General features: G+C 70.5%; 24 protein-coding genes and 1 tRNA gene. 15 read left to right on the top strand and 10 right to left on the bottom strand.

Annotated elements, in window-relative coordinates:
• Window positions 1–8 precede the first annotated feature (8 nt).
• On the bottom strand, window positions 9–875 hold the full coding sequence (locus tag OHS70_RS18040) for a DUF3662 and FHA domain-containing protein (protein ID WP_328398738.1): 867 nt from the start codon (window positions 873–875) through the stop codon (window positions 9–11).
• Between the two features lie 316 nt (window positions 876–1191).
• On the opposite strand from OHS70_RS18040, the gene OHS70_RS18035 reads away from it, so the two are divergent.
• A tRNA-Leu gene (locus OHS70_RS18035) sits at window positions 1192–1278 on the top strand.
• A 671-nt stretch (window positions 1279–1949) separates the two neighbouring features.
• Here the strand turns inward: OHS70_RS18035 and OHS70_RS18025 are convergent.
• Entirely contained in the window at window positions 1950–2753 is an 804-nt protein-coding gene (locus OHS70_RS18025; protein ID WP_328398736.1) for a GlxA family transcriptional regulator, read from the bottom strand.
• 293 nt (window positions 2754–3046) lie between these two features.
• Here OHS70_RS18025 and OHS70_RS18020 point away from each other — a divergent pair, with 293 nt between their 5' ends.
• The 6 genes from OHS70_RS18020 to OHS70_RS17995 all read left to right on the top strand — a co-directional run bounded on the left by OHS70_RS18020 (window position 3047) and on the right by OHS70_RS17995 (window position 9454).
• Window positions 3047–3883 (top strand): dienelactone hydrolase family protein, encoded by an 837-nt coding sequence (locus OHS70_RS18020; protein WP_328398734.1) that lies wholly within the window; start codon window positions 3047–3049, stop codon window positions 3881–3883.
• Window positions 3884–4019: 136 nt separating this feature from the next.
• The gene (locus OHS70_RS18015; protein ID WP_443062748.1) at window positions 4020–5702 is read left to right on the top strand and encodes a sensor histidine kinase; all 1683 of its coding nucleotides are present in this window, start codon (window positions 4020–4022) and stop codon (window positions 5700–5702) included.
• Window positions 5703–5743: 41 nt separating this feature from the next.
• A complete protein-coding gene (locus OHS70_RS18010; RefSeq protein WP_328398730.1) occupies window positions 5744–6400 on the top strand; it encodes a response regulator transcription factor in 657 nt (218 codons plus the stop codon).
• Window positions 6401–6694: 294 nt separating this feature from the next.
• A complete protein-coding gene (locus tag OHS70_RS18005; RefSeq protein ID WP_328398729.1) occupies window positions 6695–8164 on the top strand; it encodes a DUF2252 domain-containing protein in 1470 nt (489 codons plus the stop codon).
• Between the two features lie 33 nt (window positions 8165–8197).
• Window positions 8198–9043: a hypothetical protein gene (locus tag OHS70_RS18000; protein WP_328398726.1), complete on the top strand. Its 846-nt coding sequence runs from the start codon at window positions 8198–8200 to the stop codon at window positions 9041–9043.
• A gap of 66 nt (window positions 9044–9109) precedes the next feature.
• Window positions 9110–9454, top strand: a complete 345-nt coding sequence (locus OHS70_RS17995) for a rhodanese-like domain-containing protein (RefSeq protein WP_328398724.1) — start codon at window positions 9110–9112, stop codon at window positions 9452–9454.
• A 113-nt stretch (window positions 9455–9567) separates the two neighbouring features.
• Here the strand turns inward: OHS70_RS17995 and OHS70_RS17990 are convergent, their stop codons facing one another.
• From OHS70_RS17990 to paaA, 6 genes are all read right to left on the bottom strand, one after another.
• Window positions 9568–10701 (bottom strand): acyl-CoA dehydrogenase family protein, encoded by a 1134-nt coding sequence (locus OHS70_RS17990; protein ID WP_328398722.1) that lies wholly within the window; start codon window positions 10699–10701, stop codon window positions 9568–9570.
• 97 nt (window positions 10702–10798) lie between these two features.
• The gene (gene paaE / locus OHS70_RS17985; protein ID WP_328398720.1) at window positions 10799–11854 is read right to left on the bottom strand and encodes a 1,2-phenylacetyl-CoA epoxidase subunit PaaE; all 1056 of its coding nucleotides are present in this window, start codon (window positions 11852–11854) and stop codon (window positions 10799–10801) included.
• Complete coding sequence (paaD, locus tag OHS70_RS17980) at window positions 11855–12385, bottom strand: 1,2-phenylacetyl-CoA epoxidase subunit PaaD (RefSeq protein WP_328398717.1); 531 nt, start codon at window positions 12383–12385, stop codon at window positions 11855–11857. It abuts the gene before it with no gap.
• Window positions 12379–13122 carry a 1,2-phenylacetyl-CoA epoxidase subunit PaaC gene (gene paaC / locus OHS70_RS17975; RefSeq protein WP_328398715.1) on the bottom strand — a complete coding sequence of 248 codons (744 nt, stop codon included), beginning with the start codon at window positions 13120–13122 and terminating at the stop codon, window positions 12379–12381. Before paaC ends, paaD begins: the two co-directional genes overlap by 7 nt.
• Window positions 13119–13409, bottom strand: coding sequence for a 1,2-phenylacetyl-CoA epoxidase subunit PaaB (paaB, locus tag OHS70_RS17970; protein WP_328398713.1), 291 nt, complete (start codon window positions 13407–13409; stop codon window positions 13119–13121). Before paaB ends, paaC begins: the two co-directional genes overlap by 4 nt.
• Window positions 13406–14374, bottom strand: a complete 969-nt coding sequence (gene paaA, locus OHS70_RS17965; RefSeq protein ID WP_328398711.1) for a 1,2-phenylacetyl-CoA epoxidase subunit PaaA — start codon at window positions 14372–14374, stop codon at window positions 13406–13408. Before paaA ends, paaB begins: the two co-directional genes overlap by 4 nt.
• 112 nt (window positions 14375–14486) lie before the next feature.
• On the opposite strand from paaA, the gene OHS70_RS17960 reads away from it, so the two are divergent.
• From OHS70_RS17960 to OHS70_RS17950, 3 genes are read left to right on the top strand one after another with little or no spacing between them, the layout of a single operon-like run.
• Window positions 14487–15194: a DUF5819 family protein gene (locus OHS70_RS17960; protein WP_328398709.1), complete on the top strand. Its 708-nt coding sequence runs from the start codon at window positions 14487–14489 to the stop codon at window positions 15192–15194.
• The gene (locus OHS70_RS17955) at window positions 15191–16447 is read left to right on the top strand and encodes an HTTM domain-containing protein (protein ID WP_443062618.1); all 1257 of its coding nucleotides are present in this window, start codon (window positions 15191–15193) and stop codon (window positions 16445–16447) included. The genes OHS70_RS17960 and OHS70_RS17955 overlap by 4 nt, the downstream gene beginning before the upstream one ends.
• Window positions 16448–16449: 2 nt before the next feature.
• Window positions 16450–17109 carry a TrmH family RNA methyltransferase gene (locus OHS70_RS17950; protein ID WP_328405714.1) on the top strand — a complete coding sequence of 220 codons (660 nt, stop codon included), beginning with the start codon at window positions 16450–16452 and terminating at the stop codon, window positions 17107–17109.
• 139 nt (window positions 17110–17248) lie between these two features.
• Here OHS70_RS17950 and paaN read toward each other — a convergent pair whose 3' ends face one another.
• The gene (paaN, locus tag OHS70_RS17945; RefSeq protein WP_328398707.1) at window positions 17249–18925 is read right to left on the bottom strand and encodes a phenylacetic acid degradation protein PaaN; all 1677 of its coding nucleotides are present in this window, start codon (window positions 18923–18925) and stop codon (window positions 17249–17251) included.
• Between the two features lie 123 nt (window positions 18926–19048).
• Here paaN and OHS70_RS17940 point away from each other — a divergent pair, with 123 nt between their 5' ends.
• Window positions 19049–20566: a 3-hydroxyacyl-CoA dehydrogenase gene (locus OHS70_RS17940; protein WP_328398705.1), complete on the top strand. Its 1518-nt coding sequence runs from the start codon at window positions 19049–19051 to the stop codon at window positions 20564–20566.
• A complete protein-coding gene (locus OHS70_RS17935; protein WP_328398703.1) occupies window positions 20563–21156 on the top strand; it encodes a TetR/AcrR family transcriptional regulator in 594 nt (197 codons plus the stop codon). The genes OHS70_RS17940 and OHS70_RS17935 overlap by 4 nt, the downstream gene beginning before the upstream one ends.
• A gap of 144 nt (window positions 21157–21300) precedes the next feature.
• Here the strand turns inward: OHS70_RS17935 and OHS70_RS17930 are convergent, their stop codons facing one another.
• A complete protein-coding gene (locus tag OHS70_RS17930) occupies window positions 21301–21858 on the bottom strand; it encodes an Lrp/AsnC family transcriptional regulator (protein ID WP_328405712.1) in 558 nt (185 codons plus the stop codon).
• Between the two features lie 240 nt (window positions 21859–22098).
• Between OHS70_RS17930 and pdhA the strand changes: the two genes are divergently transcribed.
• The 3 genes from pdhA to OHS70_RS17915 are packed head-to-tail and all read left to right on the top strand — an operon-like array spanning window position 22099 to window position 25624.
• The gene (gene pdhA / locus OHS70_RS17925) at window positions 22099–23238 is read left to right on the top strand and encodes a pyruvate dehydrogenase (acetyl-transferring) E1 component subunit alpha (protein WP_328405710.1); all 1140 of its coding nucleotides are present in this window, start codon (window positions 22099–22101) and stop codon (window positions 23236–23238) included.
• Entirely contained in the window at window positions 23235–24239 is a 1005-nt protein-coding gene (locus OHS70_RS17920) for an alpha-ketoacid dehydrogenase subunit beta (protein WP_328398701.1), read from the top strand. The genes pdhA and OHS70_RS17920 overlap by 4 nt, the downstream gene beginning before the upstream one ends.
• Window positions 24239–25624 carry a dihydrolipoamide acetyltransferase family protein gene (locus tag OHS70_RS17915; RefSeq protein WP_328398699.1) on the top strand — a complete coding sequence of 462 codons (1386 nt, stop codon included), beginning with the start codon at window positions 24239–24241 and terminating at the stop codon, window positions 25622–25624. The genes OHS70_RS17920 and OHS70_RS17915 overlap by 1 nt, the downstream gene beginning before the upstream one ends.
• Window positions 25625–25646: the final 22 nt, after the last annotated feature.

Raw genomic sequence — 25646 nt, 5'->3', positions numbered from 1 at the left:
CCCCCGCTTCACCCTTCGGCTTGCCGGTAAACGATGGTGGTGCTGCCCACGACGATCCGCGAGCCGTCGCGGAGCGTAGCGCGGGTGGTGTGCTGCCCGTCTACCACGATGCCGTTGGTAGACCCGAGATCCTGGATCGTCGAGGGCGTTCCGGTCCGGATCTCACAGTGCCGGCGCGATACGCCGGGGTCGTCGATCCGCACATCGGCGTCGGTGCTGCGTCCCAGCACCAGCGTCGGGCGGGAGATCTGATGGCGGGTGCCATTGATCTCGATCCAGCGTCGTACTTGAGTGCCCGCCACCGGGCCTGGGCCCGGTGCTCGCCCGCCGACGGCGGGGCCGGGTCGCCGGTCCCCGGGCATGCCGGGAGGCGGAGCGGCCGGCATCGGCGGTGCGCCGGCGGGGGCCCCTCCGCCGTAGGCGGGGGGCGGGTAGCCATAGCCGCCGCGGGCGCCGGCGGCGCCCGCGGCGCCGCTGGGGCTGCCTGGCGACTGTGACGTACTCGACGCGAGAGTGCGGCTGCGTACGCGGTACAGGCCGGTGTCGAGGTCGTCGGCCTTCTCCAGGTGGACCTTGATGGGGCCCATGAAGGTGTAGCGCTGCTGCTTGGCGTAGTCGCGCACCAGGCCGGAGAGCTCGTCGCCGAGCTGGCCCGAGTAGGGGCTCAGGCGCTCGAAGTCCGGGGCGCTGAGCTCGACGATGAAGTCATTGGGGACGACCGTGCGCTCGCGGTTCCAGATCGTCGCGTTGTTGTCGCACTCCCGCTGGAGGGCGCCCGCGATCTCGACAGGCTGGACCTCGGACTTGAACACCTTGGCGAAGGTGCCGTTGACCAGACCTTCGAGGCGCTGCTCGAAACGTTTCAGGACTCCCATGGGGCACCTCCTCCGTCGTTGTCGCCCTCGTACTGCTTACTGATCGTATCCACGCGTCGGGAAATCGGCTGGTTCCCCTTGTCTGCCCCGTCGATGAGTGTCCCCCCTCACAGGGATCGTAGAGGCGGCCTCATGACAGTGTCCCGCACTCCGGGTGCACCCAGGAGGAGTGGGTGACGCCGCACTCCGTTCCCTGTTCGCCAGCGAGGGCCCTGAAACAAACGGATGTGATTCCACCCTTCGCAGCGTGCTAATCTTCTGCATGTCGCCACGGGGTCGCACCGAAACGGTGAGGCACCGAACGACAACACCCAATGCGCGGGTGGCGGAATAGGCAGACGCGCTGGATTCAGGTTCCAGTGCCCGCAAGGGCGTGGGGGTTCAACTCCCCCCTCGCGCACCATGAGAAACCGATGAAACGGGTTCTCGCCAGAGACGAAAGTCCTGGTGAGGGCCCGTTTCTCGTTGTCCCGGAGCAGGGTGCTCAGGGTTAAGGGTGAATTCGGGCGATTTTTATGTGAAAGGCCCCACATCGTGGCATGTGTCACGGTGCGGGACTTGATCTTTGTTTGATCTTTCGGCGGTTGGCGTGAGCGAGCGGGATGACCAACAGGACGATTCGGGCGGCGATGCCGCGGGCGCGGTGGGAGCCGCCCGCCTCGATCGTTTCAGCGAGGGGGGAGTTCGCGTAGCCGTTGAAGCCCTCGAGGCTTGTCGAGGCGAAGGTGAGGGGCGCGATCGGCGCCCGGTGCAGATCCGTCAGACCTCCGAGGGCGCCAGGGCATGGAGCTGGGCGGGCTCGCCTCCACCAATACGGAGCGCCGGTCCGCTGCCGCGGTAACCGTCACACCTCGGCCGCGCCGGAACTCCGGCACTCCCTCGTCACGAGGCGCGCGAAGGCCGCGCGGCACGGTGTTGACGTTGACACCCAGCGCTCGGGAAAGGCCACGCGCCGGAGGCAGCCGGTCACCGCCGCCGATGGCACGCCGGACCGCGCCTGTCACCTGATCGTGCAGGGGGTGCGTGTCCGCGACGTGGGACCGGCGGAGCGGGTCTCCGCCCGGCGGGCGGGTCTCACGTCTTCGTTCGCCGGGTTGACCCGTGGCGGTCGCAGTGACGATGGAACATCGCGCGGTACTCCCTCGGCCGCTTGCCCGTGTGTCTGGCGAAGATGCCGCTGAACGCCCCAGGGTCGCGGTACCCGACGTCGGCGGCGATGCTTGCGACGGTCCTGTCGGTCGTCTCCAGCAGGTGTCTGGCTCGGCGCACCCGGACCATCTGCAGGTACGCGAGTGGGGTCTCGCCGGCTTCGTCGCCGAAGCGACGAAGCAGGGTTCTCGTGCTTACGTGGAACTCCTGGGCGAGGGTGGGCAGGTCATAGCGAGCACCGAGGTTCTGGTCGAGCCACCGCTTGACGCTGAGCGAGAACTCCCTGCCCACAGTGGGTATGAGCCCCGTGTCGACATAGGGAGCCTGCGTGGAACGCGCATCATCGACAAGCGCGATACGGGCGGTGCTACGGGCGACGCGGGGGCCGTCGTGCTCGCGGATGAACTGCAGCGCGAAGTCGTACATGGCACTGAAGGCCGCTGTGGTCGTCACCCCCCGGTCGGTCACGACCAAGCTCTCCGGGCGGAGGCGCACGTCGGTGTACCGGCTGGCGAACTGATCCGCGAAGAACCAGGACGTGGTCGCTTCGCGCCCGCCGAGCAATCCGGCTTCAGCGACCAGGAACGCGCCCACGCAGATCGATACGACGGCGGTTCCCGAGGCCGCCTGCGATCGGATCGCCGCTACTTCCGGTCCCAGGTTCGCGAGTGTCGCGTCGAGATCGAGCGTGGGTGAAAGCTCGAAGCCCGGCACGATCAGGACGTCCACCGGGCGAACCGCCGAGACGTCGAGGACAGAGCCGCCGGACGCGATCACACGCCGCCGGGGCGAGATGACCGACGCCGCGTACGCCGGCTGGACCGACCCTTGCGCCGCGGCGACGTGGGTTGCCATTGCCAGGAGGTCGGGGACTCCGAACACCTCCGACGCGAAGCAGCCAGGGTAGGCCAGCACACCGACTCGCAGCGGACTCATGCGGCCCCTCCAGCGCCTTTGACGGGTGGCGAGATTACCGGGATACCTGGCGATGCCGCCGCTTCTCGGGAGGGTGGCCACTCGTCATGATCTCCGGCATGACAATCATGCGAGGACAGAGCGACCCCTTGGACGACTTCTCGCGGAGGGCCGTCACCGTCGGTGACGTCGACAAGACCGTGTACGTGGCCGGGTCAGGACCGGCAGTCATCCTCATGCCCGAGATGCCGGGTATCAGCCCCGATGTCGCGCGGTTCGCGCGTTGGGTGCGTGATGCCGGTTTCTCCGTGTACCTGCCCTCTCTTTTCGGCGTCGACGGTGCCTATCCGCTCGCCGAGGCACGCGAGACCGTCGTTCGACGCGCATGCGTCAGCGCCGAGTTCCGAGCGTTTGCCGGTGGCGGCACCAGCCCCGTCGTCACATGGCTGCGCGGTCTTGCTCGCCTGGCGCACGCCGAGCGTGGCGGGCCTGGCGTCGGCGCCGTCGGTCTGTGTTTCACCGGAAACTTCGCCTTGACCATGGCGCTCGAACCCGCTGTCATCGCACCGGTGGTCAACCATCCGTCGCTTCCGCTCGACGACCCTGGCGGTCTGGAGATCAGCGACGAAGACGCTGCTGCCGTGGCTGAACGCGTAGCGCGAGACGGATTGAAGGTTCTCGCCTACCGCTTCGACGATGACACGTGGTGCACCGGCCGGCGGTTCGCGGCGTACCGAGCGCTGCTCGGGGACGCATTCGACGGCCGCGTACTCGAAGCGGAGACGGCGAACACGAACCCTCCGCCCTTCTTCCGTGACGTCGTCGGTTGCGCCCACAGCGTCGTGACGGCGCACCTCGTCGATCAGGACGGTCACCCCACCGTGCAGGCCCGGAACGAGATCATCGCCTTTCTGGCCGAGCGGCTCGGGACGCTGCCGGAATGAGTCCTTGGCGTTCCGGGCCTGGCGACGCGACGGAGCGCCGCCGCTTCCCGGAGCGACGTTCGTCGCTCCGGTCCGCGACGAAAGGGGGCCGTGGGCGACGGGGGCGGCTGTCTAGGCTGCGGTCGTGGACGCGTCAATGAGGATCCGGGCCGGCTGGCAGTGGTTGGCGGCCCCCGAGCTGTGGTCGCGGCGGCGGACGGCCGCCGAGGCGATGCTCGCTCTGGTGCTGGGCATCATGAGCGCGGGAACCGAGGAACTGCTGGGCGGGGAAGGTCTGAAGCTGACCGGCCTGGGACTGCTCGCTGCCGTCCTGTCGCTGCTGCGGCGGCGCGTTCCGGCCGTGGTGCTGGCAGTCACAGCGGCGCTCGCACCGATCGTGGTCGGGTTCATGCCGTTGCTGATGGTCGTCGGCTGGTCGGCCGGGCACAGGATCGTCCGCGCGGGGTGGGCACTTGTGGCCTTCTCGCTCGCTTACGCCCTGTGTGTCGGGACCACGCTCACGGACACCTGGTCCCGGCAGATGCCGATGGCCCTCGTGCTGTTCACCACCCTCTACTTCCTGGCGACGACGGTGGTGCCCGGGCTGGCCGGCCGCTACTGGACGCAGCGTCGGTCACTGTTGCACGCACTGCAGGAGCGCAATACCCAACTGCTGCGCGAGCGCGCCATGGTGGCGGGACAGGCGCGGCTGCGGGAGCGACAGCGCATCGCCCAGGACATGCACGACAGTCTCGGCCACCAACTGGCGCTGATCTCGGTGCACACCGGGGCGCTGGAGGTGGATCCCGCGCTGACCGACCGGCAGCGGGAGGTGGTCGGCGTGCTGCGCGGTGCTTCGGTGAGCGCGATGCACGAGCTGCGTGAGGTCGTCGGGATTCTGCGGGACGGGGTGGAGGCACCGGCGGCCGTGGACGAGCCGGGGCGGGCCGCGCGAGGGGCGGCCGGCATCGACGGACTGGTGGAGGCGGCCCGGGCGGCCGGGAACACGGTGGAGCTGCGGCGTGCGGGCGAGGCGCGTCCGCTCGCCGCGGCGGCCGACCATGCCGCGTACCGGATTGCACAGGAGGCGCTGACCAACGCCTTCAAGCACGCTCCCGGCTCCGCGATAGGGGTCGAGCTGCGGTACGAACCCGACTCGTTCGTCATCGAGATCGTCAATGGGGCGGCGCCGGCGGCGTCGGGGGACGTGGTCAGCGGTGGGCAGGGACTGACCGGTCTGCGTGAGCGGGCCCGGCTGGTCGGCGGCATGGTGCATGCCGGACCGGCGGACGGCGGGGGGTTCCGGGTGGCGGGGGTCCTGCCGTACGGCGTCGTGGAGGCCGCTCCGTTCGTCGCCGCCAAGGACGACTTCCGCCAGCAGTCGGCGCAGGCGGCTCTCGGCGGCGGTGGCTTCCTGGAGATGGACTGGAGCGCGCCCCAGGGCGCGCACGTGGTCGGCCCTCCGCTGCCGAGCCGCGGTGGCGGTGGGACGACAGGATGTGGGATCGCGGTTGCGGCGCTGCTGGTGCTGGCCGCGGCGGGCATCTTCGCGGTCGTCTTCCTGGTGGGGTCCATGAGCAAGGGAGCGATCGATCCGGGCCAGTACGAGAGTGTGCAGGTCGGGGACCCCGAGGACGAGGTGCGGGCCCGGTTGCCGAGCGGGGACACCTTCACGACGACCGGGCTGCACGGCAAAGGGCCGAAGGAGCCCGAGGGTTCCAGGTGCCTTGTGCTGATGTCCTGGGAGGCGGGGGACAGCGTGGAATCAGAACCGGTGTTCCGGTTCTGTTTCAAGGACGGCAAGCTGATCGAGAAGAAGTCGTACGAGGTCCGCCGGTAGGGCGGGCGGGGCGGCAGACAGGGCAGGCGTGAGGGGTAGGCGTGGCGGGGCCGATCAGGGTTGTGATTGCTGACGACGAACCCCTCATCAGGGCGGGGATCCGCATGATCCTCACCTCGGATCAGGAGATCGAGGTCGTGGCCGAGGCGGCGAACGGCCGTGAGGCGGTCGACCTGGCCCGCTCGCACAGCGCCGATGTGGTGCTGCTCGACATCCAGATGCCGGTGATGGACGGACTCACGGCGCTGGGTGAGTTGCGCCGGGCGGTGCCGGCGGCCCGCGCGATCGTGCTCACGACGTTCGGGGAGCGGGAGAACGTGCTGCGGGCGCTCGAGTCCGGCGGCGCCGGTTTCCTGCTGAAGGACACGGCGCCCGCTGAACTGATCCGGGCGGTGCGGGCCGCGGTCGCGGGGGATGCGTATCTCTCCCCGGGTGCGACCCGGCATGTGGTGGACCAGCTCGCTTCGGGGCGGGCGGCGGCGCGCGAGGAGGTGGCGAGGGCGCGGGTGGCCGGGCTGAGCGGCCGTGAACGGGAGGTACTGGCGCTGCTCGGGGAAGGGCTCTCCAATGCTGACGCGGGTCGGCGACTGCATATGAGCGAGGCCACGGTGAAGACGTATGTGAGCCGGATTCTCGCGAAGCTGGAGTGCGAGAATCGCGTGCAGGCGGCGCTGCTCGCGCGGGATGCCGGGTTCTAACGGTGACGGACGCTCGATGTGCCCTGTGCTGTCAGACGGGTCAGGCTTCAGGGGGAGGTTCCAGATGTTTCACGTGGAACGACGCCGGGGGCGCCGGGTGCCCGTGATGTCAGCTCGTGATGTCAGTAGGGCTCGTGGCGTCAGGTGAGGGGTGTGCTGGGGGCGCGGGCGGTGTGACCGGCGTCTTCAGGATGCAGAAGGGTTATCCACAGGGGGAGACGCGTGCCGGGCGCGCCGGTACGGTCATGGGCAGTTGATGTTGATGGCGTACGACGCCGGGGGAGGCAGCGGGTCATGAGTGGATCCGAGGCAGTGACGCCGCGAGGGCCGGAGTCCGGTGAGATCAGGGGCGACGGGCGCATTCCGGTGGTGCCGGGCTTTGCGCCGCAGACCGCCACAGGCGCCGCGCAGTCCCCGAGGGAGAAAGGCAAGGCGCTGCGGTCCCGCGTGCCGCGGTCCTCGCACGATGTGCTGAGACCCACGGAGCAGCGGCCCGACGCGGTCCAGGCCGTCGAGGAGTCGAGCCGCGGCCGGGTGCCGGAGCTGACGCCGATACGGGTGGGACGGATGGCGGCCTCGCCCTTCGCGTTTCTGCGGGGATCGGCCGGATTGATGGCACACGACTTGGTGGGCACCCCAGTGACCGGCGTGAGCGCGCAGCTCTGCGGCGACGCGCACGCGGCCAACTTCGGGCTGTACGGGGATGTCCGCGGCCGGCTCGTCATGGACCTCAACGACTTCGACGAGACCGTGGTCGGCCCCTGGGAGTGGGACCTCAAGCGGCTCGCGACATCGCTGGTGCTGGCGGGGCGCGTGGCCGGTGCTGGTGAGGACGTCTGCCGGGCGGCCGCGTTCGACACCGTCGGCGCGTACCGGCGCACCATGCGGCTGCTGTCGAAGATGCCGGCGCTGGACGCCTGGAACGCGATCGCCGACGAGGAGCTCGTCTCGCACGCGGATGCTCGGGATCTGGTCGGCACTCTGGAGCAGGTCGGGGCGAAGGCCCGCAAGAACACCAGCGCGCGCTTCGCGGCCAAGGCGACCGTGCCCGCGGACGACGGCGAGGCCGGAGCCGCCGGCGGACGACGTTTCGTCGACGCGCCGCCGGTACTGAGGCGGGTGCCGGACACGGAGGCGGCGTCGGTCGCTGCGGCGCTGGGGCCCTATCTCCGCACGGTCTCCGAGGACAGGCTCCCCCTTCTCGCCCGGTACGCGATCCACGACGTGGCCTTCCGGGTGGTCGGCACCGGAAGCGTGGGCACACGGTCGTACGTCGTGCTGCTGCTCGATCACCGCGGGGATGCGCTGGTGCTCCAGGTGAAGGAGGCACGGCCGTCGGCGCTGCTGCCGCATCTGGAAGCCGCCGGATTCCCCGTGGCCGAGGCGGAGCACGAAGGCCGCCGGGTGGTGCTCGGCCAGAAGCGGATGCAGGTCGTCAGCGACATCCTGTTGGGCTGGACGACGGTGGACGGACGGCCGTTCCAGGTGCGGCAGTTCAGAAACCGCAAGGGCAGTGTGGATCCCGCAGCGCTCGAACCCGATCAGTTCGACGACTACGGGCGGATGACCGGCGCACTCCTGGCCCGGGCGCATTCCCACAGTGCGGACCCGCGGCTGATCGCCGGGTACTGCGGCAAGAGCGAGGAGCTGGACGAGGCGGTGGCCGCTTTCGCTGTCGCCTATGCCGACCGCACGGAGGCGGATCACGCTGATCTGCTCGCGGCCGTCAAGCGCGGGCGCATCCCCGCCGAGCTGGGGGTGTGACGGGCCGCGGCCGCACGCCCGTAGTCTGGACGGGTGACCCAGGATGCCGCCGGGGGGCCGACGACCCGGAACGACGACGAGAGCGCCGCGCAGCAGGATGCACAGTCGCGGCCCGAGGCACGGCTGGCCGCGGCCGTGCGCGCGGCCGAGCAGGCGCTGATCGAGTTCGAGATCGCGCTGGAGACGTTCCGGGTGGAGGTGGAGAACTTCTCCCGGCTGCATCACCAGAAGCTCGGCCCGATGTACGCGCGCCTGGACGAGCTGGACGCCCAGATCGCCGAGGCGCGGGCCGCCCGCACCGGGGACCCGGAGGACCTGCGCAAGGCCCAGGAGGCGCGGGCCATGGTGCTGCCGATGCCGGGTGTCGACGAGCTGTTCCACGACTGGATGGACTCCGACGGCCTCTCCCCCGAGGCCGCCGCCATGCTCAACAGTCAGCCCGTGCGTGCGCCGAAGCGGGTGCGGCCGAGCGAGGAGGCGCGCAAGCTGTACCGCGAACTGGCCCGCAAGGCGCATCCGGATCTTGCACCGGACGAGGGCGAGCGGACCCGGCGGGACGAGTTCATCGCCCGGGTGAACGCCGCGTACGCGCTCGGGGACGAAGGGCTGCTGAAGGAGCTGGCCGAGGAGTGGGCGGCGGGGCCGGTGGCGGCCGAGTCGCAGCTGAGCGAGAGCGAGGAGCTCTATGCGAGGCTGGAATGGCTCTCGCAGCGCAAGGAGCTGCTGACCGTGGTGGCCAAGGAGCTGGAGGAGAGTGCGATCGGCGCGATGCTCCGGATGGCGCCCGATGACCCCGACCGGCTGCTGGAGGAGATCGCCGAGCAGCTGCTCGCTCAGGTGACCGCGCGTGAGGCGGAACTGGCCGGCCTGGTGCAGTAGGTTTCCTGGGGCTCTTGGGAGTCCGGGAGATCCGTCGGGTACGACGTACGAGAGAAGGCATGACCCATGAATTTCGCCCCGCTGCCCTCGGTGGAAGCCGCGGCGGTTCCCACCGACGGCCTGGTGCTGGACGTCCGGGAGCCCGACGAGTGGGCGGCCGGGCATGTCGAGGGTGCGCTCCATGTGCCGATGAGTGACTTCGTGGCCCGTTTCGGTGAGGTGACCGAAGCGCTGGCGGACGGGCGACGCGCCTATGTGATGTGCCGGGTCGGCGGCCGGTCCGCGCAGGTGACGCAGTACCTGGTCCAGCAGGGTCTCGACGCGGTGAACATCGACGGTGGCATGCTCGCCTGGGACGGCGCGGGCCGTCCGATGACCACGGACGACGGAAGCCCGGCTTTCGTTCTCTGACGGCTGCTGCGACCGGCCCGGGACCCCGGACGTGCTCGACCGCCGTCCGAACCGGCCCGGTCGTAGCGGGGTCGTCACCTCATTGTGTGCAAGGGCGGTCTCGCGGGCCGGCCTCAGCCGAGGGGGTGGGCGGCCAGCAGGTCGCCCAGGACCTCCTCATGGGCCGCTGCCGGACCGAGGGAGAGCTCGAGCTGCTTGGCCCAGGCGTGATAGCGGTGCAGCGGGTAATCGGTGTCCGCGCCGAAGCCGCCGTGCAGATGCTGTGCCGTCTGTACGACGCGGCGCACACCCTCCGACGCCCAGATCTTCGCCACCGCGATGTCGCCCGACGGGGGCAGAGGGCCGTCCGCGCCCGTGCTGATCCGCCAGGCGGCCTGCCAGAGGGTGGCCTCCATGGCGCGCAGATCGATGTACCGGTCGGCGGCCTGGACGGCGACGGCCTGGAAGGTGGCAATCGGGTGGCCGAACTGTTCGCGCTTGCCGGTGTACGCACTCGTCATCGCGAGTACGCCCTCGCCGAGGCCGAGGGCCAGGGCACACGTGCCGGTCGCGAGCAGGCCGCGCAGCCAGTCCCAGGCCCCGTCGGCATCGATCAGGTCCTGGCCGCCGATGCGTACGCTGTCGAGGCTGACCTCGGCGAAGCGCTCGCCGTTCGTGGAGACCTGATCGTCGAGTGTGACGCCCTCGTGGATCCGCGGCACCAAGGCCAGTACCGTGCGGCCCCCGCCGGTGTGGGCGGGGACGGCGACACGGTCCGCGCACTGTGCCCACGGCACGCCTGTCTGCACCCCGTCGAGCACCCAGCCACGTTCGTCCGGGCGGGCGGTGACAGCCAGTTCGGCGGGGTCATGGCCGGTGCGGCCGTTGGCCCCGACCGTGAACACCAGCTCGCCGCGTCCAGCGCCGGGCAGCAGCAGCGCGCCCAGCTCAGGGCTGCCGTAGCGCTCGACGGTCATGGCGACCGCGCTGCTCTCCAGCAGCGGCACCCGGGCCAGCACCTTGGCCGACTCGCGCAGGACCAGGCAGAGCGCTATGGAGTCAAGACCGGCTCCGCCGTACTGCGGCGACAGGACCAGACTCAGCAGATCGGCGGTGGCGAGCTTCGCCCACAGCGGCCGGTCGAACTCCTCGGCCACCGCCCCCGGGCTGAGCGCCGGGCTCGGCACCCCGTCGGGCGCGACCCCCGAGAAGACCGCTCTTGCCGCCTCGACGGCCGCCTGCTGCTCCTCGGTGAAGGTGAAGTCCACAGTCCAGTCCTCCCCACGACGCCCCGCGCCATCTGATGGACCGTCAAGATAGAACAGGTTCTAGGGGAAGGGAATGGGCGCGGTCGACGGGGCGGCGTCAGCGGTCGAAGTCCAACTCCACCTCGGATGTGGCCGGATGGGACTGACAGGCCAGTACATAGCCCGCCTCGGTCTCCTCCGGCTCCAACGCGAAGTTACGGTCCATCCGCACCTCGCCCTTGACCAGGAAGGCCCGGCAGGTGCCGCACACCCCGCCCTTGCAGGCGTACGGCGCATCGGCGCGGCTGCGCAGCACCGTTTCCAGCAGCGACTCGCCTTCCTGGACGGGCCACTTGCCCGACCGGCCGTCGAGAGTCGCGGTCAGCGAGGCGTGAGCCGGCGCGGCCACGCCGGCACGTGCGGGCACCGAGCCGTCGTCGACATGGAAGATCTCCTGGTGGATGCGGTTCCGCTCGACACCGAGCCCGCGCAGCGCCCGCTCGGCGCCCTGGACCAGCCCGAACGGCCCGCACAGGAACCAGCCGTCCACGTCCGCCACCGGGAGCAGCGCGGGCAGCAAGCCGTTCAGCCGCTCCTGGTCCAGCCGACCGGACGGCAGGCCCGACTGCTGCTCCTCCCGGGACAGCACGGTGACCAGCTGAAAACGGTCCGGGAAGCGGTCCTTGAGGTCGGCGACCTCGTCCAGGAACATCGTCGAGGCGGCCGTGCGGTCGCTCCGTATCAGACAGAATCGGGACTCCGGCTCCTGTGCCAGCACCGTGGAGGCCATCGAGAGCACCGGGGTGATCCCGCTGCCGCCGACGACCGCCACGAAACGTCCGGGGCGCGGAGGCAGCAGGAAACGGCCCATCGGAGCCATGACCTCGACGGTGTCACCGACGGCGAGTTCCTTGAGCGCGTACGTCGAGAACTCGCCGCCGTCGACCAGGCGGATGCCGACCTGCAGTACGGGGGTGGCTCCTGCGGGGGCGGCGGGGGAGCAGATCGAGTACGTGCGGCGGATCTCCTCGCCGTTCACGGTCCGGCGCAGCGCCAGGTGCTGGCCGGGGGTGTGGCGGAAGGTCTCGCGCAGCTCGGCGGGCACGTCGAACGTGACGGCCACGGAGTCGTCGGTGAGCGTTTCGACCGCGCTGACCCGGAGCGGATGGAACATCTACAACTCCTTGAAGTGGTCGAAGGGTTCACGGCAGGAGACACAGCGGCGCAGCGCCTTGCAGGCCGTGGAGGAGAACCTGCTCAGCAGCTCGGTGTCGGTCGAGCCGCAGTGCGGGCAGCGCACGGAAAGCGTGAGCGGCACCGGCCCGTCGGCCGCGTGCGGCCGGGGCGGGGCTATGCCGAACTCCGTGAGCTTGCGACGTCCTTCCACCGTGATGTCGTCCGTCGACCAGGCCGGGGAGAGCACCTTCACCACTGAGACGTCGGGCACCCCGTGCTCGTGCAGCACCTGCTCGATGTCCGAGGTCATCGCCTCTATCGCAGGACAGCCTGTGTACGTGGGGGTCAGCTCGACCTCGACCCGGCCGGGCCCGAGCACATGCACCCCGCGGAGCACGCCGAGCTCCTCCAGGGTCAGCACCGGAAGCTCCGGGTCGGGGACAGAGCCCGCCAGCCTGCGCAGCTCCGCCTCGAGAGCCGTCTCGGCCACGCCGGCGGTGCCGGCGGCGGCCGTCGTTCCTGTCACCATGACGCCCCCGGGTGGCTGCGGTGCAGATGCTGCATCTCGGCGAGCATCCGCCCGAACGACTCGGTGTGCAGACCCTGGCGGCCGGCACCCGCCGACCATGCGCCGCTGCGCGCGCCGGCCGGCACGGTCAGCGTCGCGCGCTCCAGCGCGGCCGTCACGATCTCCAGCCAGCTGACGTGCAGGGTCTGCCAGTCGACATCCAGGCCCGCCACCGGCTGGAACATCTCGCCGGTGAACCGCCACAGGGCGTCACACGCGCGCTGCATCCGCTCATGGCTCTCCGCGGTGCCGTCCCCCAGACGGGCGACCCAGTGCTCGGCGTGGTCCTGGTGGTACGCCACCTCCTTGACCGCCTTGGCGGCAAGGCCCGCGAACGTGCTGTCCCCGGCTGCCAGCTGCCCGTACAGCAGGCGCTGGTAGACGGAGAAGTAGAACTGGCGCGCAATGGTGTGCGCGAAGTCGCCGTTCGGCTGCTCGACCAGCTGAAGGTTGCGGAAGGCCCGCTCCTCGCGCAGATACGCCAGCTCGTCCTCGTCGCCGACGAGGGAGAGCAGGACCCGTGCCTGTCCCAGCAGGTCCAGGGCGATGTTGGCGAGCGCGACCTCTTCCTCCAGGACGGGGGCATGGCCGGCCCACTCCCCCAGCCGGTGCGAGAGCACCAGGGCGTCGTCGCCGAGCGCGAGCGCTGCGGCGTCCACCGGCGCGGGAGGCACGGTCTGGTCGACGGGCGCGGTCACAGGTGCTTCACCCCTTCCGGGATGTCGTAGAACGTCGGGTGGCGGTAGGGCTTGTCGGCGGCCGGCTCGAAGAAGGGGTCCTTCTCGTCCGGTGATGACGCGGTCACCGCCGATGAGGGGACGACCCAGATCGAGACGCCTTCGCTCCGCCGCGTGTAGAGGTCACGGGCATTGCGCAGGGCCATCTCCGCGTCCGGGGCGTGCAGGCTGCCCGCGTGGGTGTGGGAGAGACCGCGGCGCGAGCGCACGAAGACCTCCCACAGCGGCCATTCGGTCGAGCTGCTCATGCCGTCGCCTCCCCGGGCTTCGTGTGCTGTGCTGCGTGGTGCTTCTCGGCGTAGGCCGCGGCTGCGTCGCGGACCCAGGCGCCTTCCTCGTGTGCCTGGCGGCGCTGGGTGATCCGCTGCTCGTTGCAAGGGCCGTTGCCCTTGAGGACTTCCTGGAACTCGGCCCAGTCGATGGCGCCGAAGTCGTGGTGCCCGCGCTCCTCGTTCCACCGGAGGTCGGGGTCGGGGAGAGTGAGTCCGAGTGCCTCGGCCTGCGGGACGCAGATGTCCACGAAGCGCTGGCGCAGCTCGTCGTTCGAATGCCGCTTGATCTTCCAGGCCATGGACTGCGCGGAGTGCGCCGACGCGTCATCCGGGGGGCCGAACATCATCAGCGAGGGCCACCACCAGCGGTCGACCGCGTCCTGTGCCATCGCGTGCTGCTCGGGTGTCCCCTGCGACAGGGTGAGCAGCAGCTCGTACCCCTGGCGCTGGTGGAAGGACTCCTCCTTGCAGATCCGCACCATCGCGCGGGCGTACGGCCCGTACGAGCAGCGGCACAGCGGCACCTGGTTGGTGATCGCGGCTCCGTCCACGAGCCAGCCGATGGCGCCGACGTCGGCCCAGGTCAGCGTGGGGTAGTTGAAGATCGACGAGTACTTCTGGCGCCCGGTGTGGAGCTTGTCGAGCAGTTCGTCACGACCCGTGCCCAGGGTCTCGGCGGCGCTGTAGAGATACAGGCCGTGACCGGCCTCGTCCTGCACCTTGGCCATCAGGATCGCCTTGCGGCGCAGCGACGGCGCGCGCGTGATCCAGTTCGCCTCGGGCTGCATGCCGATGATCTCGGAGTGCGCGTGCTGAGCCATCTGGCGTACCAGCGAGGCGCGGTACGCGTCCGGCATCCAGTCGCGCGGCTCGATGCGTTCGTCGGCGGCCACGGCCGCGTCGAACGCCGCCTCATAGGTCTCCGCTGTCACTGCCGTCATCCCGGCTCCTACCGACCGATCGTTCGGTTCATTGGCTTCAATGGTGAGTCGACGGCCCGTAGGGTGTCAACCCTGTGGATAACCGCAGTGAGCTGACCGGGATCGGGGCGGGATGGATTCCTACGAGGACGAGCACGTCGCACGCGAGCCGGCCCGTGCCGCCGGCATGGCCGGTCTGTCGCTCCCGTACCAGGTCGCCGCTGGTGTCTGCCTCGCGCTCGTCGCCGTGGTCGGCTGCGTCCATCTCGCGATGGTCTTTCTCCATGTCGCCCCCTCGAACGTCGTGACCAAGCAGCACGGAAAGGCGGTGGACGGCTGGGTCTACCCCGAGTTCGAGCAGAACTGGAAGCTTTTCGCCCCCAACCCGCTCCAGCAGAACATCGCCGTGCAGGTCCGGGCCGAGTACACCGGCTTTGACGGCGGGCGCCGCACGAGCGGCTGGATCGACCTCTCGGCGGAGGACGGCGAGGCCATCCGGGGCAGTCTCCTCCCCAGCCACGTCCATCAGAACCAGCTCCGCCGCGGCTGGGACTTCTTCCTCGCCTCGCACGACGGCGAGAACCGCCCCGACGGCCTGCGCGGCCGGCTCTCCGAGAGCTACATGCGCCGCATCGTGATGCAGCGCCTGGACGCCCGCGACCTCGGCGGCCCGGTCGCCCGCATCCAGCTCAGATCGGCGACGACCCCGGTCGAGGCCCCGGCCTTCAGCGACGAGAAGATCGACACCCGGTCCGCCTACCGGCAGCTTCCCTGGTGGACGATCACCGCCGCGGATCTGCCCAAGGGCGCCGACAACGGCCGAATGGAGGCGGACCGGTGAGCACTGCCGCCGAGGGCACGACGACGGATCGAGGCACGACTACGGGATCGGGGACGGACCGCGGATCGGGCCGGACGGAGACCCACAAGATCGCCCGCGCCGTCCAGCGCATCACCTCCACGGCCCTCGGCCCGCACCAGAGTGCCGTCGTGCGGATCGGCTTCGGGGTGACGTGGCTGCTGTTCCTGCTGCGCGAGCTGCCGCACCGGCATCAGCTCTACGGGCCCGAGGCGCCGTGGAGCCATGCCATGGCCGAGCAGCTGATCGCGGGCAACGACGCCTTCACCGTGCTCCTCTGGTCGGACGGCCGGCTCTGGTTCGAGTTCGTCTACGGCATATCCGTGCTGTCGAGCATGCTGCTGATGCTCGGCTGGCACACCCGCGCCGTGTCCGCGGTCTTCATGGTCTGCGTGCTGTCGCTCCAGAACCGCTCGATCTTCGTGGGGGACGGCGGTGACAATGTCATCCACCTCATGGCGATCTATCTGGTGCTCACCCGCTGTGCACAGGTGTGGTCCCTGGACGCCCGGCGGATCGAACGCTCGGGCGGACGGAGCGCGGCGGGGCGGATGGGCCCGGTCCTGTGGACCGTCCTCGGTGTGCTGCTCTTCATCGGCACCGTCGTGGGCCGGGTCGGCGGTGAGTGGTGGCTCTTCGCCCTGTTCTGGACGCTGTGGACCGTCCAGGGTGTGTGGTGGGTGGTGACGCGTCACGCGGCGGACAGCGAGCCGCGTGTCTTCCTCGACGTCCTGGCCAATCTCGTCCACAACGCGGGTCTTGTCCTGATCATGGCCGAGGTCTGTCTGATCTACGCGACCGCCGGCTGGTACAAGATCCAGGGCTCGCGCTGGCAGGACGGCACCGCGCTCTACTACCCGCTCAAGCTCGACTACTTCACTCCCTGGCCCGCCCTCTCCGACCTGCTCGTGGCCAGCGGCGTGCTGGTGACGCTGCTCACCTACGGCACGGTCCTCGCGCAGGTCGCGTTCCCCTTCACGCTCTTCAACCGGCGCGTCAAGAACGTCCTGCTGGTCGGCATGATGCTCGAGCATGCGGCCATCGCGGTCCTGCTCGGACTGCCGTTCTTCTCGCTCGCCATGATTGCCGCGGACGCGGTCTTCCTTCCCACCGCCTTCCTGCTGTGGCTCGGCGGAAGAGTGTCGCGCGGACGGGCCGGGGTCCTCGCGCGTGTGGACATCCCACGTCAGCTCCGGCGGGGGAGCGACGACCGGCACCGTACGCTCGTCGGGTGAGCATGACCGAAGAACCCGTCCAGTACGACGAGGGCTACGGCCCCGAGATCGGCGTCGGGCCGCACCCGCTGCCCTGGCCGCAGGACCGGCGGTACGACCCCGAGCTGCTGGCCGACGGCGACCGCCGCAATGTCGTCGACCAGTACCGGTACTGGACGCGCGAGGCCATCGTCGCCGACCTGGACACGCGGAGGCACGGCTTCCACGTGGCCGTGGAGAACTGGGGTCACGACTTCAACATCGGGTCGGTGGTGCGCACCGCCAACGCGTTCCTCGCCAAGGAGATCCACATCGTGGGTCGCCGGCGCTGGAACCGGCGCGGCGCCATGGTCACCGACCGCTATCAGCATGTGCGCCATCACCCCGACACGGAGTCGCTGACGCAGTGGGCCGCCGCCGAGGATCTGCCGATCATCGGGATCGACAACCTGCCCGGGGCCGTGCCCCTGGAGCGCACCGAGCTGCCCCGGCGCTGTGTGCTGCTGTTCGGCCAGGAGGGGCCCGGGCTGACCGAGGAGGCACGTAAGCACGCCGCGATGGTCTGCTCGATCGCCCAGTTCGGGTCGACACGATCGATCAACGCCGGTGCGGCCGCGGCGATCGCGATGCACGCCTGGGTGCAGCGGCATGCGGACGTACCGCCCCCGTCGCAGCCGAGCTGAGCCGCGCGCTGGGAGCACGTGGCAAGGACCACGGCGCCGGCGGCCACGGCGAGGGCCGGGTGGAGGGGCCCAAGGGAACCCGGTGCTGGGCTCCGGTCCCCGGGGACGCCCCCGGAGACCGGCAGATGTGCTGACGCCGTCAGGCCTGGCGCCGGACCTCCACCACACGGAAGCGGTTGGAGACGAAGGCGCCGTCGCACAGCGCCGCGTTCGCCGCCGGGTTTCCGCCCGAGCCATGGAAGTCGGAGAACGCCGCCGTCTGGTTGACGTACACCCCGCCCGTCAGGTTCAGCGAGAGCTGCGCCGACTCCTCCAGGCAGACATCCTCGATCGCGCGCTCGGTCTCCGCCGACGTCGTGTAGGCACCGACGGTCATCGCGCCCTTGTCGCGGACCGTGCGCCGCAGCAGATCCACGGCGTCCGCCGTGGAGTCCACGGCGACCACGAACGACACCGGGCCGAAGCACTCCGACAGATACGCCACCTCGGCGTCCGGCGACTCCCAGAGCTTGCGGGCGCCGTCGAGCTTGACGATGACCGGGGTCCGCACGGTCGCGCCCGGGAACTCCGGGTTCACGACCTCACGCGAGGCTAGGGCCACCTCGCCGAGGTCGGCCGCCGCATCGAGGCGGGCCTTCACATCAGGGTTGACCAGCGCGCCGAGCAGACCGTTCGCCCGGGCGTCGTCGCCGAGCAGGCCGCCCACAGCGGCCGCGAGGTCGGCTGCCACCTCGTCGTACGTCCTGGGTCCGGCGTCCGTGGCAATGCCGTCCCTGGGGATCAGCACGTTCTGCGGGGTGGTGCACATCTGGCCGCTGTACAGGGACAGCGAGAAGGCCAGGTTGGAGAGCATCCCCTTGTAGTTGTCGGTGGAGTCCACGACCACCGTGTTGACGCCGGCCTTCTCCGTGTAGACCAGTGCCTGGCGGGCGTTGGCCTCCAGCCAGTCACCGAACTCGGTCGAACCGGTGTAGTCGATGATCTTGATCTCGGGGCGGACGGCGAGGGTCTTCGCGATCCCCTCACCGGGCTCCTCGACGGCGAGAGCGACCAGATTCGGGTCGAAGCCGGCCTCGGCGAGCACCTCGCGCGCCACGCGCACCGTGAGGGCCAGCGGCAGCACCGCGCGCGGATGCGGCTTGACCAGGACCGGGTTTCCGGTGGCCAGAGAGGCGAACAGGCCGGGGTAGCCGTTCCACGTCGGGAAGGTGTTGCAGCCGATCACCAGGGCGATGCCGCGGCCCGCCGTGGTGAAGGTCTTGCGCAGCTCGAGAGGGTCGCGCTTGCCCTGCGGCTTGGACCAGTCGGCCGCCGCGGGGGTGCGGATCTGCTCCGTGTACGCGTAGGCCACGGCCTCCAGGCCGCGGTCCTGGGCGTGCGGGCCGCCTGCCTGGAACGCCATCATGAAGGCCTGCCCGCTGGTGTGCATCACCGCGTGCGCGAACTCATGGGTGCGGGCGCTGATCCTGGCCAGGATCTCCAGGCAGACCAGGGCCCGGGTCTCCGGTCCCGCCTCGCGCCAGGCGGCCATGCCCGCGCGCATCGCGGGCAGCAGGACGTCGAGATCGGGGTGGGGGTACTCGATACCCAACTCCGGGCCGTACGGCGAGACTTCGCCGCCGGTCCAGCCGTCCGTGCCCGGCTGGTCCAGGTCGAAGCGGGTGCCGCGCAGGGCTTCGAAGGCCGCGAGGCCGTCGGCCGGGGCACTCTCGCCGTACGCCTTGGGGTGCTCCGGGTGGGGGGACCAGTAGGCGCGCGTGCGGATCGCTTCGAGGGCCTGGTCGAGCGTGGGCCGGTGGGTCTCGGTCAGCTGCATGACGGACCAACTCCTCGTCGAGCTGGGCAGGGAAGGAATGACAGAGTTAGAGTAACCGAACGATCGGTCGGTACAAGGGGGCCTGTCGAACCTGTGGAAAACTCATCGGGGAGGATCGCCTCCATGACCGCCATCGATAAGAGTCGTACCGTCGCCGTGGTCGGCACGGGGACCATGGGGCAGGGCATCGCCCAGGTCGCCCTCGTCGCAGGCCATCCCGTACGTCTCTACGACGCCGCGCCCGGACGGGCCGCGGAGGCGGCCGACGCCGTCGGTGCCCGCCTGGACCGGCTGGTCGACAAGGGCCGGCTGGCCGCCGCCGAACGCGACGCGGCCCGAGCTCGGCTGATTCCCGCCGCCGAACTCACCGAGCTCGCCGACGCTGCCCTCGTGATCGAGGCGATCCTCGAGCAGCTCCCGGTCAAGCAGGAGCTCTTCGGCGCGCTGGAGAAGATCGTCGCCGACGACTGCCTGCTCGCGACCAACACCTCCTCGCTCTCCGTCACCGCCATCGGCGGCGCCCTGCGAGTGCCCGGGCGTTTCGTCGGACTGCACTTCTTCAACCCCGCACCGCTGCTGCCCCTGGTCGAGGTCGTCAGCGGCTTCGCCACCGAGGAGAGCGCCGCCACGCGTGCCTACGAGACCGCGAAGGCATGGGGCAAAACGCCGGTGCGATGCACCGACACCCCCGGCTTCATCGTCAACCGTGTCGCCCGGCCCTTCTACGCGGAGGCCTTCGCCGTGTACGAGGAGCGGGTCGCGGATCCCGCCACCATCGACGCGGTGCTGCGCGAGAGCGGCGGCTTCCGGATGGGCCCGTTCGAGCTCACCGACCTGATCGGCCAGGACGTCAACGAGGCGGTCACCCGTTCCGTGTGGGAGTCGTTCTTCCAGAGCTCGAAGTTCACGCCCTCGCTCGCCCAGCGCCGGCTCGTGGAGTCGGGTCGTCACGGCCGGAAGTCGGGCCACGGCTGGTTCTCGTACGCGGAGGGGGCCGAGCGCCCCCGGCCGCGCACCGAACCGCCCGCTCCGGCCCCGCGCAACGTGATCGTCCACGGTGACCTCGGGCCCGCCGAACCCCTGGCCGGGATGATCGAACGGGCGGGGATTCAGGTCCGCCACAAGCCCGAGGGGGCCTGCATAGCCCTGCCCGGGGGCGCGCAGCTGCGGCTCGTGGACGGAGAAGCCGCCTTCGAGTACGAGGACGGCATCGTCTACTTCGATCTCGCCCTGGACTACGAAAAGGCGACCAGGATCGCGCTGACCGCCTCGCAGGACACCTTGAGGACCATGCCGGGCGCCGTCCAGGAGGCCGTCGGTCTCTTCCAGGCGCTCGGCAAGGACGTCTCCCTCATCGGCGACGTACCGGGCATGATCGTCGCCCGTACGGTCGCGATGCTGGTGGATGTCGCGGTGGACGCGGTCGAGCGCGGTGTCGCCTCGGCCGAGGACATCGACACCGCGATGCGGCTCGGCGTGAACTACCCCGCAGGGCCCCTGGAGTGGGCCGGGAAGCTGGGCTTCGACTGGGTCTGCGACGTGCTCGGCTCCCTTCACGACCGCTACCCCACCGGGCGGTACGCGCCGTGCCCCGGCTCCACACGCCGCGCCTTCTCCTCGATCGAGGAGGAGAGCGGATGACCACCGCAAGACGGGACACATACACCCCGGAGACGCTGCTCACCGTCGCCGTGGGTGTCTTCAACGAACGCGGGTACGACGGCACGTCGATGGAGCATCTCTCCAAGGCGGCCGGTATCTCCAAGTCCTCCATCTACCACCACGTGGCGGGCAAGGAGGAACTGCTGCGCCGCGCCGTGAGCCGGGCCCTCGACGCGCTGTTCGCGATCCTCGAGGAGCCGGGCGCCGTGCAGGGCCGGGCCATCGAGCGCGTCGAGTACGTCACCCGGCGCACGGTCGAGGTGCTGATGGCCGAGCTGCCGTATGTGACGCTGCTGCTGCGTGTGCGGGGCAACACGAAGACGGAGCGGTGGGCTTTGGAGCGCCGCCGCGAGTTCGACCAGCGGGTGTCCGACCTGCTGAAGGCGGCGGCGGCTGACGGCGATCTGCGGGCCGATGTGGACATCCGGCTGGCGACGCGTCTGCTGTTCGGCATGGTGAACTCGCTCGTCGAGTGGTACCGCCCGCATCCGGGCGGCAGCCACGACGGGGACCAGGTGGCCGACACGGTCGTCCGGCTTGCCTTCGACGGACTGCGTACGGACACCTGAGCGGGAGCCGGTACCGATTGCTGGGCCGGGACCGCCACGGCGCCTGCCGGGCCGGAGCGGGTACGGACTGCCGGTGGTGCCGGCCGGCAGATGTGTCCGCACCACCGGCAGGCACCCCTCGACCGCCGGCAGCTCACCCCCGAACTACGGCAGTGGCTCGTCCTCCGGGGCAAGTCGGGAACCAGTGGTCGTCCCCGTCCCCGTCCCCGGCAGAGGGCCGGGCACCGGGTCGAGATCGGTCTCCTCGAAGACCAGCAGCGTGCGGGTCGACAGCACTTCCGGAATGGCCTGGAGCCTGGTCAGGACCAGTTCGCGCAGGGTGCGGTTGTCCGGGGTGTGCACCAGCAGCAGGACGTCGAAATCCCCGCTGACCAGTGCGATGTGCGCGGCGCCCGGCAGTGCCTGCAACTGCTCGCGCACCGTCCGCCAGGAGTTCTGCACGATCTTGAGCGTGATGTAGGCGGATGCGCCCTGCCCGGCGCGCTCGTGGTCGACGCGCGCGCTGAAGCCGCGGATCACGCCGTCGTCGATCAGACGGTTGATACGGGCATACGCATTCGCGCGGGAGACATGCACCCGCTCGGCCACGGATCGGATCGAGGCGCGGCCGTCCACCTGGAGCATGCGCAGGATGTCCCGGTCGATCGAATCGAGCGCGCGGGCAGGCGGCGTCTGCTCCGCGCGGTCCCCGCTCTCGGCCATTTGTTCAGCTGCCACGTCCCCCCGCCTTCCTCGCATGGACGACCTGTCTCCATCTCAAGCTGTGGAGAACCGTTTGTCCACAGGCTGGCCGCGCCTGTAGCCAAAATGCGTCCACGACCGAACAATCGGTAGGTGAGGCGGGCCACACGCGTGCCGCCTCGCCCTCGCATGCGTTGTCCGCATTCGTATCGCTTTCGTCGTCGCTCCCACGAGGAGGTGCTCGCGTTGAGAAAGAGCAGCATGACGGTCCAGGAGCTGCCCGGTGCCGCTGCCGCCTACCGGCCCACCCCGCCTCCGGCGTGGCAGCCCCGCACCGATCCTGCCCCCCTGCTCCCCGACCCGGAGCCGTATCGCGTGCTCGGCACGGAGGCAGCTGCCGGGGCCGACCCCGAGCTGCTCCTGCGCCTGTACGCGGAGCTGGTGCGCGGCCGTCGGTACAACGCCCAGGCGACCGCCCTGACCAAGCAGGGCCGGCTCGCCGTCTACCCGTCGACCACGGGGCAGGAGGCCTGCGAGGTCGCCGCAGCGCTGGCGCTTCAGGAGCAGGACTGGCTCTTCCCCAGCTACCGCGACACCCTCGCGGCCGTGGCACGCGGACTCGACCCCGTGCAGGCCCTCACCCTGCTGCGCGGCGACTGGCACACCGGCTACGACCCGCATGAGCACCGCATCGCGCCCCTGTGCACCCCGCTGGCGACCCAGCTGCCCCACGCCGTCGGTCTGGCGCACGCCGCCCGTCTCAAGGGCGACGACGTCGTGGCGCTGGCCATGGTCGGCGACGGCGGCACCAGCGAGGGCGACTTCCACGAGGCGCTGAACTTCGCCGCCGTCTGGAAGGCCCCTGTCGTCTTCCTCGTCCAGAACAACGGCTTCGCGATCTCCGTACCGCTGGCCAAGCAGACCGCAGCGCCCTCCCTGGCCCACAAGGCCGTCGGGTACGGCATGCCGGGCCGGCTCGTCGACGGCAACGACGTGGCCGCCGTGCACGAAGTGCTGAGCGACGCCATGTCCCGCGCCAGGCGGGGCGGCGGCCCGACCCTGATCGAGGCCATCACGTACCGCATCGAGGCCCACACGAATGCCGACGACGCGACCCGCTACCGCGGTGACAACGAGGTCGAGACCTGGCGGCAGCACGATCCGATCCAGCTCCTGGAGCGGGAGCTGACGGAGCGGGGACTGCTGGACGACGACGCCAAGCAGGCCGCGGCCGACGCGGCCGAGGTCATGGCCGCCGCACTGCGCGAGCGGATGAACGCCGATCCGGCGCTGGACCCGATGGACCTGTTCGCGCATGTCTACGCCGAGCAGACGACCCAGCTCCGTGAGCAGGCGGCGCTGCTGCGGGCCGAGCTGGACGCAGAGGGAGAAGCACGATGACCACGGCCGCGGTGAAGCCCGCGACGATGGCCCAGGCCCTGCAGCGTGCGATGCGCGACGCGATGGCCGAGGATCCGACCGTTCATGTCATGGGCGAGGACGTCGGCACTCTGGGCGGCGTCTTCCGGGTCACGGACGGGCTCGCCAAGGAGTTCGGCGACGACCGGTGCACGGACACTCCGCTTGCCGAGGCCGGCATCCTCGGCACGGCCGTCGGCATGGCGATGTACGGGCTGCGGCCGGTCGTCGAGATGCAGTTCGACGCCTTCGCCTATCCGGCGTTCGAGCAGCTGATCAGCCATGTCGCCCGGATGCGCAACCGCACCCGGGGCGGCACGCCCCTGCCGATCACCGTGCGTGTGCCGTACGGCGGCGGGATCGGCGGCGTGGAGCACCACAGCGACTCCTCCGAGGCCTACTACATGGCGACTCCGGGGCTCCATGTCGTCATGCCCGCGACCGTGGACGACGCGTACGGGCTGCTGCGGGCTGCTATCGCCTCGGACGACCCTGTGGTCTTCCTGGAGCCGAAGCGGCTGTACTGGTCGAAGGCGCAGTGGTCACCCGAGGCACCGACGGCGGTCGAGCCCATCGGCAAGGCCGTGGTGCGCCGCTCCGGCCGCAGCGCCACGCTGATCACCTACGGTCCGTCCGTCCCCGTCTGCATGGAGGCCGCCGAGGCGGCCGCAGCCGAGGGCTGGGACCTGGAGGTGGTCGATCTGCGCTCGCTCGTTCCCTTCGACGACGAGACGGTCTGCGCATCCGTGCGGCGCACGGGCCGGGCGGTCGTCGTCCATGAGTCGAACGGCTTCGGCGGCCCCGGCGGAGAGATCGCCGCGCGGGTCACCGAGCGCTGTTTCCACCACCTGGAGGCGCCGGTGCTGCGCGTCGCCGGGTTCGACATCCCCTATCCGCCGCCGATGCTGGAGCGGCATCATCTGCCGGGCGTGGACCGTGTGCTCGACGCGGTGGCACGGCTGCAGTGGGAGGCGGAAAGCTGATGGCGCAGGTGCTCGAGTTCAAGCTGCCGGACCTCGGCGAAGGGCTGACCGAGGCCGAGATCGTCCGCTGGCTGGTGGCCGTGGGCGACGTCGTGGCGATCGACCAGCCGGTCGTCGAGGTGGAGACCGCCAAGGCCATGGTGGAGGTGCCGTGCCCGTACGGCGGCGTGGTCACCGCGCGGTTCGGCGAGGAGGGTACGGAGCTGCCCGTCGGCGCCCCCCTGCTCACCGTGGCGGTGGGCGCCATGGAGCCGTCCGGAGCGCCCGCAGCCACGGACGCCCCGGCCACGCGCTCCTCCGCGACCGGTGACGCGACAGCTGACGCGACGGAGTCATCTGGAAACGTGCTGGTCGGCTACGGAACGGGAGCGCCCGCGGCCCGTCGGCGCCGTATCCGCCCGGCCGCGCCCGCGGCCGCCGTCTCGGCGCCCGCCCCCGCGCCGCTGGTCGTGCCTCCGGCCGCACCGGTTCAGGCGCCGGTTCTCGCACCGGGCCACGGCGCGCAGGGTGGACCGGTGGCCGTCATCTCGCCGCTGGTGCGCAAGCTCGCCCGCGAGCACGGCCTCGACCTGCGCCGGCTGACCGGTTCGGGACCTGATGGTCTGATCCTGCGCGCCGATGTCGAGCAGGCCGTGCGCGCCACAGCGGCACCGGTGACGCCGCAGGCCACCCCGGCCGCCGCGGCGGGCGGTGCCCAGGGTGAGCGCGTCCCGCTGCGCGGTGTACGCGGCGCGGTGGCCGACAAGCTCTCCCGCAGCCGGCGCGAGATCCCCGACGCCACCTGCTGGGTCGACGCGGACGCGACCGAGCTGATGGCGGCGCGGGCGGCGATGAACGCCTCGGGCGGGCCGAAGATCTCGCTGATCGCACTGCTCGCCCGGATCTGTACCGCCGCGCTCGCCCGGTACCCGGAGCTCAACTCCACGGTGGACCTGGACGCACGCGAGATCGTGCGGCTGTCCGAGGTGCATCTCGGGTTCGCGGCACAGACCGAGCGCGGTCTGGTCGTTCCGGTCGTGAAGGATGCGCACAGCCGCTCGGCGGAGTCGCTCACCGCCGAATTCGTCCGGCTGACAGAGGCGGCCCGGCAGGGGTCGCTGACCCCGGCGGAGCTGACCGGCGGGACGTTCACACTGAACAACTACGGAGTGTTCGGCGTCGACGGCTCCACGCCGATCATCAACCACCCGGAGGCCGCGATGCTCGGCGTCGGCCGGATCGTGCCGAAGCCGTGGGTGCACCAAGGCGAACTGGCCGTACGCCAGGTCGTCCAGCTCTCGCTCACCTTCGACCACCGGGTCTGCGACGGCGGCACCGCGGGCGGGTTCCTGCGGTATGTCGCCGATTGCGTGGAGCATCCCTCGGTGCTGCTGCGCACCCTGTAGGCAACCGGCCCGACCAGAGATC

Source organism: Streptomyces sp. NBC_00390, assembly GCF_036057275.1.
Lineage (GTDB): Bacteria > Actinomycetota > Actinomycetes > Streptomycetales > Streptomycetaceae > Streptomyces.
Note: the sequence above shows the minus strand (reverse complement) of the source record. Positions and strands in the feature narration are given on the sequence as shown.

What these genes read in the sequence shown, in the direction of transcription:
- OHS70_RS18040 (WP_328398738.1), bottom strand. Translation starts at nt 875, where the DNA reads ATGGGAGTCCTGAAACGTTTCGAGCAGCGCCTCGAAGGTCTGGTCAAC.
- OHS70_RS18020 (WP_328398734.1), top strand. Translation starts at nt 3,047, where the DNA reads ATGATCTCCGGCATGACAATCATGCGAGGACAGAGCGACCCCTTGGAC.
- OHS70_RS18015 (WP_443062748.1), top strand. Translation starts at nt 4,020, where the DNA reads ATGAGGATCCGGGCCGGCTGGCAGTGGTTGGCGGCCCCCGAGCTGTGG.
- OHS70_RS18005 (WP_328398729.1), top strand. Translation starts at nt 6,695, where the DNA reads ATGAGTGGATCCGAGGCAGTGACGCCGCGAGGGCCGGAGTCCGGTGAG.
- OHS70_RS17995 (WP_328398724.1), top strand. Translation starts at nt 9,110, where the DNA reads ATGAATTTCGCCCCGCTGCCCTCGGTGGAAGCCGCGGCGGTTCCCACC.
- paaE (WP_328398720.1), bottom strand. Translation starts at nt 11,854, where the DNA reads ATGTTCCATCCGCTCCGGGTCAGCGCGGTCGAAACGCTCACCGACGAC.
- paaD (WP_328398717.1), bottom strand. Translation starts at nt 12,385, where the DNA reads ATGGTGACAGGAACGACGGCCGCCGCCGGCACCGCCGGCGTGGCCGAG.
- paaB (WP_328398713.1), bottom strand. Translation starts at nt 13,409, where the DNA reads ATGAGCAGCTCGACCGAATGGCCGCTGTGGGAGGTCTTCGTGCGCTCG.
- paaA (WP_328398711.1), bottom strand. Translation starts at nt 14,374, where the DNA reads ATGACGGCAGTGACAGCGGAGACCTATGAGGCGGCGTTCGACGCGGCC.
- OHS70_RS17960 (WP_328398709.1), top strand. Translation starts at nt 14,487, where the DNA reads ATGGATTCCTACGAGGACGAGCACGTCGCACGCGAGCCGGCCCGTGCC.
- OHS70_RS17950 (WP_328405714.1), top strand. Translation starts at nt 16,450, where the DNA reads ATGACCGAAGAACCCGTCCAGTACGACGAGGGCTACGGCCCCGAGATC.
- paaN (WP_328398707.1), bottom strand. Translation starts at nt 18,925, where the DNA reads ATGCAGCTGACCGAGACCCACCGGCCCACGCTCGACCAGGCCCTCGAA.
- OHS70_RS17940 (WP_328398705.1), top strand. Translation starts at nt 19,049, where the DNA reads ATGACCGCCATCGATAAGAGTCGTACCGTCGCCGTGGTCGGCACGGGG.
- OHS70_RS17935 (WP_328398703.1), top strand. Translation starts at nt 20,563, where the DNA reads ATGACCACCGCAAGACGGGACACATACACCCCGGAGACGCTGCTCACC.
- OHS70_RS17930 (WP_328405712.1), bottom strand. Translation starts at nt 21,858, where the DNA reads ATGGCCGAGAGCGGGGACCGCGCGGAGCAGACGCCGCCTGCCCGCGCG.
- pdhA (WP_328405710.1), top strand. Translation starts at nt 22,099, where the DNA reads ATGACGGTCCAGGAGCTGCCCGGTGCCGCTGCCGCCTACCGGCCCACC.
- OHS70_RS17920 (WP_328398701.1), top strand. Translation starts at nt 23,235, where the DNA reads ATGACCACGGCCGCGGTGAAGCCCGCGACGATGGCCCAGGCCCTGCAG.
- OHS70_RS17915 (WP_328398699.1), top strand. Translation starts at nt 24,239, where the DNA reads ATGGCGCAGGTGCTCGAGTTCAAGCTGCCGGACCTCGGCGAAGGGCTG.